We start from the raw sequence: 12663 nt of genomic DNA, 5'->3' as shown, positions 1-12663 counted from the left end.
CTTAAAACTCATCTTCCAGCAAATGAAACTGATCAAAAGGAAACGTTTCATTTTCTTTGCGATCTGAATAAAAAACAGTATCCTTTGTTTCCTCCAAAACTGCTTTTGAGGGTTCAGAGGATTGTTTTTTCACCCATTTCACCTCAAACACTGGCTTCTGTTTGGAAACCGATAGTAATTGAATTCCATTTTTGATCTTATTTACTGTAACCTTACCATGCCATTCAGAAGGGATCTCAATGTAAAACCTTCGGACCTGGTCGGTAAACCGTTCCGTAATCTTTTTGGGAGCTCCCTCTATGGAATACGTTGAATAAACTTCGATAAATGGGATGTCCTCGAATAAGGCATCTTCCCAGCCTTGAGGGATATACATCTCCCCTACCTCTGTTACACCGTCTTCATTTATATCTTTGCTGTACAGGGGATGTTGTTTCATTTGTAAACCGCCATTTTTCTCCCCGACTTTCACAAGTTTCCCATGATCATACGCTATAATTTCAGTCAGCATGGAGTGAACACCGATTGAGCTATCAATAAATAATGCCTTTTTACCATCATTTAATTGACCGTTCACCATATTCTCATGAAAGGAAAATGCTTCTAAATCTACGGCCGAACGCAACTCTAAAATATTGTCTTCATAACGGAACAACTCTGCTGTAAATGATTCTCTTCTTTTTCCGTCTACAAGGAGAACATCCATTTTTTTATCGCCGTCGTAGTCCGCGATATCTAATATATGGTAGCTTCGCTTCATTTGTTTGATGAGCCCAGCCTTATCCCACCGATATATGACCAGCTGTTTCTCGGTTTCGAAATCCGAGGTCCCTAAACCCATTGTTACCTCCATTACTCCATCATCGTCCAAATCATGAAGCCCAAAATAATCAAGATTGATATAATCCATTTCGATATCTGATATTTTTGTCCATTCTTTATTTTTTTGCTGTAAAACCAGTAAATGAACTTGCTCGGTTTCCTTTAAATTTCTGTATAAAATAAAGGCTTCTTGTTGTTTCCCGTCACCATTTACATCTTCAATGAATATGGACTGTTTTATAGCAGCTTGTTTGGGGGTTATATACTCTATGCCAGATGGCAAAAGCTGATTTAATGTATCCTTGACTTTCAGCTGTTGCCCGTCATTCAGCTGAGGTGATTCAATTAAATCACCGGGTGATTTTACCATGCTACAGCCTGATAACATAACCCCAACCAAGATATACATCAATGCCTTCCATTTCGCTCTATTATCCACGCTGTATACTCCTATCAATTAGTCCATTATGGGTTAAATACATTATAAAACCCCTTGTCATTTAAAGGGTTACAAAAAAATTACAATATTAGTAGCATTGAAAAATTAGATGAATAGATTTTCCCAAACCTGCTACCCACACTATAAAGCTGCGTTTTAAAGTATCATCAATCATACTATTTTTTAGCTCATTCAAGTGAAACCTAAGTATAACACGATTTTTAACGTATGCTGAGAGGTTCCTGCCCCGGAACACGACCTGAGGAAGTGTGTTTTCTCTTTCGTCTCAGATACAGGAAGTAATGGAAGAAATGTCGACAGAGATATTGAACAGAGTTTATAAAGTAATGAACCCCATCTCTCGTACCAATCTTCTTATCCACAAATTCTGTAACTATTTTGTAACCACTTACAGCATCCCTGCTTTTATACTAATTTAAGTGCAATGAAAAGGAAAATTATTAAAGGCGGTCTGCACAACCCATTAGAACGACAATACAAAAAATGAAGTAAGAAGCAGGTGGAGAGAATGTGCGGTTTTGTAGGATGTTTAAGCAGTCGTCCCTGGGCGCTGAATAATGAGATTCAAGAACAAGTAAGGGCCATGAATCAATCGATTATCCATAGGGGCCCCGATGATGAAGGGTATTTTTTCGATGAATATGTGAATTTTGGTTTTAGAAGATTAAGCATCATAGATGAGGAGAAGGGCAGTCAGCCTCTCTCTTATGAAAATGAAAGATATTGGATTATATTTAATGGAGAAATCTATAACTATATCGAGCTTAAAGCAGAATTGATGGAATGCGGGCACACGTTCAGCACGGATACCGATACGGAAGTCATTCTTGCTCTCTATAGCAGAATAAAGGAAGAAACGGCTCGTAAACTGCGCGGCATGTTTGCTTTTGTGATTTGGGACAAGCTCGAGGAGAGACTGTATGGTGCCAGAGACCATTTTGGGATTAAGCCTTTCTTTTATTGTGAACAGTCTAATATCACTTATTTCGCTTCTGAAAAAAAATCGATATTAACAGCCATTGAAGATGAGTTGGACATTCATTCTTTCCAGCATTTTTTAAGCTTTCAGTATGTTCCTGAACCTAATACGATGACTAAGTCTATTAAAAAATTGTCACCTGGCCATTATTTCACTCAAAGGCCAGGAGAAAGAATGAATTTTTTCTCTTATTGGGAGCCGCAATTTAAACCAGCTAACATGGAAAACTCTAAGTTAATAAAAGAAATCCAAGACACGTTAAAAGATTCTGTAAATGTTCATATGAGAAGTGACGTGCCTATTGGGGCCTTCCTTTCTGGAGGGATTGACTCTTCCTTTATCGTTTCTTTAGCAAAAGAAGTAAATCCTAAGATTAAAACTTTTTCAGTAGGCTTTGAAACGAAAGGGTACAGTGAAATTGATATTGCCAAAGAAACAGCGGACCATTTAGATGTCGAAAATATATCCTATGTAATCAGTCCGGAAGAATTCATGAACAAGTTGCCGAAGATTATTTGGCATATGGATGATCCACTTGCTGATCCTGCTGCTGTTCCTTTATATTTCCTGGCCAGAGAAGCCAGGAAACATGTAAAGGTAGCCTTATCCGGAGAAGGAGCAGACGAATTGTTCGGGGGATATAATATATATAGGGAACCCCAGTCCTTACAAGCGTTTACCTATATGCCGTCTCCGATAAAAGCTCTATTAAAAGCTGCCTCGAGTCGGATTCCGGATGGGGTCAGAGGGAAAAGCCTAATAGAGAGAGGCGTTACCCCCCTGAATAAACGGTATATCGGCAATGCTAATATTTTTAATGAAAAAGAAAAGAAGCATTTATTGGTTCAATATCTATCTAATGCTGAAAATGGAAAAGTAACGGATCTGCTGTACTCCAATTCTTTTTCCTATGATGATGTCACAAAAATGCAATACATAGATATCCAAACCTGGTTGAAAGGAGACATTTTATTAAAGGCAGATAAAATGTCGATGGCTAACTCACTAGAAGTAAGAGTTCCTTTCTTGGACAAACAGGTTTTCAGCACCGCTTCAAAACTAACCAGCAGCCAAAAAATAAAAGATGGCCAGACCAAATTCCTTCTGCGGGAAGCCGCAAAAGGAATAGTGCCACAACATGTATGGCACAGAAAAAAACTCGGGTTTCCAGTGCCTATTCGACATTGGCTAAAAAATGAAATGTATGATTGGGCTATCCAGTTAATCAATGACAGCCAAACAGACTCGCTATTTAACAAAGGTGAGATTTATAAATTACTTGCTGCTCATGTTTGCGACGAGAGAGATAACAGTCGAAAGCTATGGTCAATCTTCACATTCATGATATGGCATCAGATTTATATCGAAAAAGTATATCAATTTGATACACAAAAAGTAAGCAAAGAAAGATTTACATTTGTGACATCATAAATGGAAACCAGCTCAAACCACCTAAAGGAAATTTGGAATGTTGTGGTTTCCTTTCCTTTTACATTATAGAATCGAACTCTTAAATCGCTAATCTATAACAAACCAAGGAATGAGCCACTCTTCTTTGAAAGAGTAGTTCATTCCTTTATTTAAAAACCAATCTTTAGAATTTCCTTTTTCTTCAAATAGTGAAAGATTTGTTTTTCAACTAACCTGCCCCGTTAGCCACCCATGCAGCTCAAAATCGGCGCTGCACCACAGAGAATGAAAATGGATCAGGCAGTCTATACTGTTTTAATGCTGGCGAAGAAGGTCTTTGAACTATGGTGCCTTTGAGCCCATCCGTTAGTCTGACTCCACCGACTGTCGCGCCCTGTAGGGGTAGCACTCATGGGAGATTAATCCTTTTACTGGTTGTTGCGCCAGCTTTACTTGATTTCATTTTAAGTAGAAGGGTATGACAATTTGATTTTTATCAACCAATCCAATATTCCATTCTTCAAGAGGCTCAGCCTTTCCGCGAATTTCTGAAAATTAATACTCACACAACCCGCCCCTTACTCACTTTCGTCCCTTCCACAAACAAAATCCCAAGTTCATGGTGCTCGCCTTCAAAAAGCGCGCGCTGGGTGAAGCGGATTTGGCCGTTATTGCCGATGACTTCAAGTTTGCAATAGGCCCGATTGACTTGAAGGGCTTCATAGAATTCAAGATCGTCACGGACAATGACCCCGTTTACTTTTGTTACAATTTCTCCCATCTCCAGGCCCATCATTTCTGCGGGAGACTTCGGGATGATACCCAGAATCCGGACTCCGAGATTGCTTCTTGAAAAATAGAGCGGCATTTTCTTATCATTGCTTTTAGAAAAATAAGCAATCAGTTCCCTGACGAGCATTGCCAGGACCACTGCTGTTACCGTCAGGACAGGATACCAGTTACCTGCGATGGAAATCGCGGTGACCACTATACCCAGAAGCGTGACCTTCCTTCCATAAGCAGCAATGGCCCTCTTTGGAAGTTCACCCTTTACGACATGGGAAAAGCCAAGTAAAAATGGAACAAACAACGGTGATACGTGTACGCTGCCTGCCGAAAATACAGGCCACCATTCGAACGGGGCAGGGAGATTCCCATCCGGCACAAGAATAAACATCGGAATCAGCCACAATCGTTTGGAAGCATAAGCACCAACTGTAAAGCCCCGTTTCGAAATCAGCAGTTTCGGTGAAGCCTTCTTATGCCCACTCCTGCTAATCAGGGAGCCTTCCGCTATCAACAGCAGACCAAGCAGGACGGCTAGCGCTGGATAAACCGGTCGATTGAGACTGGCAAACGTTTCTTGCAATATTGGAAGCTGCACATCACGGCCATAAAAAAAGAAAAAGAAAATGATGAAAAAGGCCAGTCCAAAGCTGTAAGACGGCGACAGCAGCCTGAATTGCATCGTAACTGCCAGGATAAGGGACAGCAGACCGATCAGCAGCAGCGAAGCAAACGGGATAACAAGGCCCGCTCCGAGCGTAACCAGCGAAAGGGTAAGTCCCCAAACAATTCCCAAGGGCAGCAGAGAACGAAGCTCCTGAAGCATATCATGGACGCGGATATGAAAGTCGCTTCTTTCCCGTTTAATCCGAAGATAACCAATAAAAATTGATAGTATGATAGAAAAATAAAAAACTGGATGAAGAAAAAATGTTCCCAATCCTTTTAAACACGCAAACAGCCACTCTTCAGTCAAGCTCCGTTCACCATCCTTTATCTATATTTTATAAAAATAATAAAAGAATCTATTATCTCATTTTATCAAACTGGTACTGCCCTGCCTATATCTCTAAAAGAAAAAAGTCTGGCCTGTATTCAGGTGCCAGACTTTCCCTGTATTCAGTTTGAACGTATTACTGATCCGTTAACTTTGCGACAAATAAAAGCGCTGTTTTTAATTGAACATCATTGTTTTCATCCTGTATCTTTTCCACAATGGCTTCTTCTAATTTTGAGGCTGTTTTTTGATCCATTTCACCAGTAATCTTTAAACCCTCTTGCTGTTGAAAAGCTTTTATGGCAATCTCGGTTTTCGCGTCATAATAGCCGTCATCTCTTCCCGGTTCAAGCCCCAATCCTTTTAGCATCCCTTGAGCATATTGGATTTGCGGATTGGTCATATCGCGCTTGAATGTCTTTTCGACCTGCAATGGATGAACGTTGAAATAATCCGGCTGGTGTACTTCAATCGTTGGCTTTATGCCTTTTTTATGAATCCAATTGCCGTCTGGTGTCAGCCATTTAAATAACGTCAGCTTGATATCACTGCCGTCTCCCATTGGCACAGCCTGCTGGACCGTACCCTTTCCGAACGTTTTTTCACCGATTAACGGATAGTCCCCGGCTTCGTTCAAGGCGCCGGCCAAAATTTCCGCTGCAGAGGCACTCCCTTTGTCAGTCAATACAGCAATGGGATATTTCTTTTTTTCTGTTAATTCCGAAAAAAATGTCTCGGTGTCTCCATTCCGTTGCGCGATTTGCAAGTACGGCTTATCTTTTGTTACAAGTAAGCTAAGGATTTCCTGGGCACTGGACAGCAGGCCGCCCGGATTGCCACGTACATCTATGACAAGTCCTTCTATGCCCTTTTTCTCCATCGCTTCCAATTGCTTTTTGAAGTCGTTCGCTGTACCTTCCGAAAAGGTAGTCAATTCAATGTAACCGATATTCACATCATTTATCTTCTTAATCGAAGAAAAAACCGTTTCAACCGGAATCTCATCCCGAGTAACTTTCAAAGTCAGCGGCTCCGTTACGCCTGAGCGTTTGATTTCAAGCGTAACCTTGCTTCCCTTTTTCCCGCGTATCTTGAGGCTCATCTCATATAAATTCAGGCCATCCACGCTCTCCCCGTTTATCTTTAGCAACTCATCCTTAGGCTTGAGGCCTGCTTTTTCGGCTGGTGAATCCTTATAAGGAGAAACGATGATGATTTTGCCATCCTCCACGCCAATTTCAGTGCCAATACCTTCAAAGGAAGAACCCAACGCCTCGCCGAATTGCTCTGCCGTTTCTTTGTTCATATAGACAGAATAAGGATCCTTTAACGTGGAAAGCATCCCCTCTATGGCTCCTTCCACTAGCTGCTCATCTTTTACTTTTTCAACATATTGCCCGCGGATAAGTTCGTAGGCTTGTTCTACTTTTTTCAATTCTGTACTTGTGGCTCCGTTTTCCTTTTTGGCAGCGTCCTCATTACTTTCTGTTCCCACTAGCATTTGCTTGATATCCTGGTTCGGTGCCTGTGAGGTAAGATATACCCCTCCTGCAACCCCCATGATGAGTGAAAGTATCACAACTAGGGGGAATACCCACTTTTTGCCCATAACTTCGTCTCCTTCTTCCATAAGGAATCACCATGGATTACGATCATCCTGGTCCGTTTTACTCCATCATATGAAGGGCTTGTACGAAATATGCTGTGCTCTTTTTTGTGAGGGAAGGTTTATAAAGAGAAGGTGGGTTTTTCTATCAAATTTGTACCACCGCTCGTAAAATTGGAAGGATTGCTCGTAAATTCGGATAATAGCTCGTAATTTTGGTTATCGCTCGTATATTTTGCTAAACGCTCATATATTTTAATTATCGCTCATATTTTTGGTTTATCGCCCATATATTCGGAGTATCGCTCATATATTTGAATCACCGCTAATATATCCGGGGCATCACTCATATTTTTGGTTCATCGCTCATATATTTGGTTCATCGCTCATATATTTAGGTCATCGCTCATATATTTGGTTCATCGCTCATATATTTAGGTCATCGCTCATATATTTGGGTCATCGCTCATATATTTTGATAAACGCTCATATATTTTGATAAACGCTCATATATTTTGATAAACGCTCATATATCCGAATAATCGCTCATATCTTCTATAACGCTCATATATCAACTCTAAATATCGCCTATAAAACAAATTGAAAAAGGTTTAACTAAAAACAAAGCAGCCAGGATTCATTCCCTGGCTGCTCTTATCTACCTATTCATTTCTATGATTATCTTCCTACTATTAAGGGTATATATAATAGACTCTATTAATAAGAAACATAACTTAATGGGTTTACGGCATTTGATTTAGAGACATTCCAAGATCCTTTGTGTATCTCGAAATGCAAATGCTGTCCGTATGAACGTCCTGTGTTCCCCATCAGACCGATTTTCTGGCCTTTTGCAACGACTTGGCCGGTGCTTACATTCATGGAACGCATATGTGCATATACAGTCGTATATTGCTGACCATTAATGGAATGCGTAATCATGACGCAGTTACCATAAGTGCTGGATACATACGCACGCATAACTACTCCATCAGCTGAAGCTACCACAGGCACTGTGCCTTTTTTCGCGATATCGATCCCAGCATGCTGCTTGTTCCAGCGTGGGCCCATCTTAGATGTCACACGGCCTGCAGAAGGATTTGTGAATGCTCCAGACGAAATTCTCGGAGCCGCGCTTACACTTTCACCACCGCCGCCTGAACCGGATCTCGCTTCAGCCGCCGCACGCTTTCTCGCTGCTTCAAGCTCTGCACGGCGTGATTGCTCCAGCTCAATCGCTTTCTGGATGGCTGATTGCTGTGCAGCAAGGTTTTCTTCTTCTTCTTGAAGGCTCATTTTCAATTCTTGTGTTTGCTCTTCTTCTTTCTCTAATTTAGCCATCAAAGCATCTTTCTGCTGTTTTTGGTTTGTAAGTTGAGCATTCATTTCTTTAAGCTCTGCTAGCATGCTTTGTAAATCAGCCATTTTCTGTTCAACGGCTTTCTGGCTTTCTTCGAGTTCTTTTTTGTCCGCTTCATGCTGCTCCAGGATTTCCCGGTCAGCTTCGACGATTGTCGCAACGGCGTTAACACGTCCGACAAAGTCACTGAAGCTGCTGGACCCAAGCAGAACTTCAAGATAGCTGATGTCCCCGCCACTTTCCTGGAAGGAAACAGCGCGCTCTTTAAGAAGTTCATTCCGCTTTTCGATTCTTTCTATTAAAACAGCAATCTCTTCTTTTAACTTTTCAATCTCAGCTTGTGTTTCTTTAATTTGAATATCTTTTTCTTTAATCTTAGCTTCTGAATCACTTATTTCTTTTTCAATGCGGGAAATCTGATCTTCCAGGCTTTCCTGTTGACCTTGTAATTTTTTAATATCCTGTTCCGCATTATGTATGCCGGATTGGACACCTGAACGCTTCTCCTGGATTGCTTCTTTTTTCTCTTTCATATCCTGGATCGATTCGGCATCAACACCGGGAACTGCAAGTACACTGCTTAAGCCAAGCATAATCGTTGTATTAATTGCTACTATCTTTTTCTTCAAAATTCTCTTTCCCCTTTCTTTCTACCCGTAAAACACAGACACAACCTACGGTTAGACTTCCCTAATGGTACTTAAAGAGAAGGTGCAAAGCCGGTCGCCCGGCTTGCTTTAAATTTTCAAAAATTTTCTCACTGACATCAAGCTTCCCCAGACACCGATTAAAGCGCCAAGCAATATAAGAATCGCTGAAATCTGGAAGATGAATGGGCTGACCGGCAATAGTTCTACAAAATTGATTTTTATTTGTGGACCGATGGCTTCATACAAATAGTAATAGCCTGTCCCGATTAAGATAATCGGCAGTACAGCTCCGAGAACCCCCAGCCACAATCCTTCTAGGAAGAACGGCCAGCGGATAAAGCCGTTTGTCGCGCCTACCAGTCTCATAATCTCAATTTCTTTTCTTCTGGCGACAATTGTAATCTTGATTGTATTGGAAATGAGGAACATCGCCGTAAACAGAAGACCGAGGATTAACACAATCCCTACGTTTCTCGATACATTCACGACATCAAACAAATTTTCCACATATCCTTGTCCATAATTCACTTTCTGAATATAAGTTAAGCCTTCAATTTCTTCGGCTACCTTAATAACATCCTGTGGAGCTTTCGTTTTGACGATATAAACATCTCGGAGTGGGTTATCCTGCTCATAAAGCTTGAAAGCATCTCCGTCTTCCCCTAAGTCATCAATTAGGTTGGTTAATTCCTTTTCTTTTGGGGAAAAGGTAACTGTATCAACCTCAGGGATTTGCTCAATTTGGTTGCCGATTGATTCCTGATCTTGGGCGCTTGCCGCAGAATCAAGATGGGCCCGGATTTCCACGTCTTTCTCGACATTGCCGGCGATATGGTTCAAATTCATCATAATGACAAAGAACACACCGACCAACAACAACGTCACAGTAACAGCACTGATGGATGCGAACGTCATCCATCCATTCCGATTAAGGTTTTTTAAACTTTCCCGAAAATGGCGGCGAATTGTATTATAATTCATAACCGTATTCACCTCGCTGCTCATCGCGGACAATCTTTCCATTTTCAATGGCTATAACACGATGTTTCATATTATTAACTATATCTTTATTATGGGTCGCCATAACGACGGTCGTACCCCGTTTATTAATTTCTTCAAGCGTGTTCATGATTTCCCAGGATGTTTCGGGATCCAGATTACCTGTAGGCTCGTCGGCAATGACCACTTTCGGTGAATTGACGATCGAGCGTGCAATAGACACACGCTGCTGTTCTCCGCCCGAAAGCTCATTCGGCATTGAACGAACCTTATGCTTCAATCCCACTAAATCGAGAACCTCCATCACACGCCTCTTAATCTCAGCAGGATGCTTTTCAATCACTTCCATGGCAAACGCAATATTCTCATAGACGGTCAGCGTGGGAAGCAATTTGAAATCTTGGAACACGACTCCGAGATTTCTGCGGAACAAAGGGACCTTTGTATTGCGAAGGCTGAATACATTGACGCCATTGACCACAATAGTGCCTTTTGACGGCTTCTCTTCCCGGTACATCATTTTTATAAAAGTAGATTTCCCTGCACCGCTGGGACCTACAACATAGACGAACTCACCTGGCTCGATTTTGACATTAATACCACTAACAGCAACCACGCCATTTGGGTATGTTTTATAAACTTCAGACATTTCTATCATTTAATAACCACCTAATTCGCTTCTAAAAAAAGTTTGCTTCTCTCATAGTGTGTCGATTCTATTTCGAAGCTTGATATTCGACATAATTCTACAAAAAACATGAATAAATAACAGATTTCTCAACCTGAACAAACACATTATACCATCTCTATTTGTCAAAATACGCATTTTAATATTACAGTTTCATTTCAAATTAGATGGAAAAATTCAAAAAAGTCATGAGCATAAAGGTTTATTTTTTAAAAATGTAATGTTTCCGGAAGCGTTTCCATATAAAAATGCCCTGTCATTAATACGACAGGGCATTTATCATGATCCATATTATTTTTGTTCGGATAGCCATTTAGCCATTTGTGATACTTGATCTCCTTCTATTAACCCACCAGGCATCGATCCTTTGCCTTCGTTGATGATCTTTTCAATGTCTTCTTGAGACAAGCGGGATCCGACATTATTCAACTTAGGACCAAAGTCCCCTTCAAGATTATTCCCATGACAACTTGCACAGCTATTTACATAAATCTTTTCTGTATCTCCGGCACCGGCCGTTGTGGTACCTTGATCACCATTTCCCGATTCGTTGCCAGCATTCTCGTCCTCGCCGCCACCACAGGCCGCCAGGATAAGCGATGTTCCCATCAATAGTGCCAAAAGCTTTTTTTTCATATAAAAACCTCCCCAAACTATGGTTTTATATTTAAATCTTATACCTTTTTACGAATGTTTGAAACCTTCCCCCAATACCTCGGAAGCATCCATAACAATGACAAACGCTTTTGGATCAACCGTTTTCACCAATTGTTTCAATTTTGTGAATTCCGTCTGATCAATCACGCACATCAGAATGGGACGGGCATCATCGGTATACCCGCCATAGCCTGACAGCCTCGTGACGCCCCGATCTATCTCATTAATAATAGCATGTCTCACTTCCGGCTCGTTATTCGTGATGATCATCGCCATCTTCGAGCGTCCCAAACCGATCTGCACCAAATCAATCGTTTTGCTCGTCACGTACAGGGCAATCAATGCATACAACCCTCTTTCAATATCAAAAACAACAGCTGCACTTAAAACAATCAAACCGTCGATGATCGCAACGCATGTGCCTAAAGAAAAGTTTGTATACTTATGTATGATTTGTGCTGCCAAATCAGTGCCGCCGGTTGAGGCTTTTCCTCTAAAAACAATTCCCAGCCCCAGTCCAACACCGATGCCTCCGAAAATCGATCCAAGTAAAGCATCGTTCGTCCAAGGATCCCAGTCCTTAGTTAAAAATACGACAAACGGAAGAAACAAAGTCCCGGCCAGCGTTTTGGCACCGAATTGCATCCCCAGAAAAATAAGACCCGCTATAAACAATGGAATGTTCAATGCCCACTGCACATACGCAGGCTCAAAGCCGAACGTCGCATCCAGTATCGTACTGATTCCGCTCACTCCGCCTGAAGCGATCCGGTTAGGTAGCAAAAACACATTAAAGGAAAGCGCGACAAATGCTGAGCCGATCAGTACCAGTAAATATTCACTTATCTTTGTCATTATAGGATGATTGGGTTCCCCCCTATATCTTCTTTTCATAAAAAAGCTCCTTTGGGTACATCAATGAATTTAATACACGCATTTTTCCATAAACAGCTAATAGCCGAAAGTAGTATAGCACCCCCATTGAAGTTATGTAAATGCCAGCAAGATAAAGCACTAAAGCGGATTTGAATATATTTTTATCAGGGAGGGAGATTTACTCTAGTGAGAGCGAATAAGGCAATTGGACTAAATATTTTTTTAAAAGAACGAGAAGGGCTTTGGCTAGAAAAATAGAGCTTCTCAATAAACTCCAGATTAATTCCAGCAAAATATGAAAGGGTCTAACTCTGATAAAATGTACCCTATAGTGTAGACACTTTGAAAAAAGGTCTCTCTATAGGGTGCATTT

General features: G+C 41.1%; 9 protein-coding genes. 1 reads left to right on the top strand and 8 read right to left on the bottom strand.

The window, feature by feature from the left end; all coding sequences use genetic code 11:
- Position 1: 1 nt before the first annotated feature.
- Complete coding sequence (locus tag D0463_RS08165) at positions 2 to 1261, bottom strand: FG-GAP repeat domain-containing protein (protein WP_254052743.1); 1260 nt, start codon at positions 1259 to 1261, stop codon at positions 2 to 4.
- A gap of 529 nt (positions 1262 to 1790) precedes the next feature.
- Here D0463_RS08165 and asnB point away from each other — a divergent pair.
- Positions 1791 to 3692 carry an asparagine synthase (glutamine-hydrolyzing) gene (gene asnB / locus D0463_RS08160; protein WP_117306912.1) on the top strand — a complete coding sequence of 634 codons (1902 nt, stop codon included), beginning with the start codon at positions 1791 to 1793 and terminating at the stop codon, positions 3690 to 3692.
- Between the two features lie 541 nt (positions 3693 to 4233).
- Here asnB and D0463_RS08155 read toward each other — a convergent pair.
- From D0463_RS08155 to D0463_RS08125, 7 genes are all read right to left on the bottom strand, one after another.
- The gene (locus D0463_RS08155) at positions 4234 to 5433 is read right to left on the bottom strand and encodes a PDZ domain-containing protein (protein WP_117306911.1); all 1200 of its coding nucleotides are present in this window, start codon (positions 5431 to 5433) and stop codon (positions 4234 to 4236) included.
- A gap of 157 nt (positions 5434 to 5590) precedes the next feature.
- The gene (locus tag D0463_RS08150; RefSeq protein WP_117306910.1) at positions 5591 to 7063 is read right to left on the bottom strand and encodes a S41 family peptidase; all 1473 of its coding nucleotides are present in this window, start codon (positions 7061 to 7063) and stop codon (positions 5591 to 5593) included.
- Between the two features lie 714 nt (positions 7064 to 7777).
- Positions 7778 to 9049, bottom strand: a complete 1272-nt coding sequence (locus D0463_RS08145) for a murein hydrolase activator EnvC family protein (RefSeq protein WP_254052742.1) — start codon at positions 9047 to 9049, stop codon at positions 7778 to 7780.
- Positions 9050 to 9157: 108 nt separating this feature from the next.
- Positions 9158 to 10051 carry a permease-like cell division protein FtsX gene (gene ftsX, locus D0463_RS08140; RefSeq protein ID WP_117306909.1) on the bottom strand — a complete coding sequence of 298 codons (894 nt, stop codon included), beginning with the start codon at positions 10049 to 10051 and terminating at the stop codon, positions 9158 to 9160.
- Positions 10041 to 10727, bottom strand: a complete 687-nt coding sequence (gene ftsE / locus D0463_RS08135; protein ID WP_117306908.1) for a cell division ATP-binding protein FtsE — start codon at positions 10725 to 10727, stop codon at positions 10041 to 10043. The genes ftsX and ftsE overlap by 11 nt, the downstream gene beginning before the upstream one ends.
- A 321-nt stretch (positions 10728 to 11048) precedes the next feature.
- Entirely contained in the window at positions 11049 to 11393 is a 345-nt protein-coding gene (gene cccB, locus D0463_RS08130; protein WP_117306907.1) for a cytochrome c551, read from the bottom strand.
- Positions 11394 to 11441: 48 nt separating this feature from the next.
- The gene (locus tag D0463_RS08125) at positions 11442 to 12308 is read right to left on the bottom strand and encodes a YitT family protein (protein WP_117306906.1); all 867 of its coding nucleotides are present in this window, start codon (positions 12306 to 12308) and stop codon (positions 11442 to 11444) included.
- Between the last annotated feature and the right edge of the window lie 355 nt (positions 12309 to 12663).

The organism is Bacillus sp. V59.32b, from assembly GCF_003429085.1.
GTDB lineage: Bacteria > Bacillota > Bacilli > Bacillales > DSM-1321 > Peribacillus.
The sequence above is the reverse complement of the archived record's forward strand: the minus strand, read 5'-3'. Positions and strand labels throughout refer to the sequence as shown.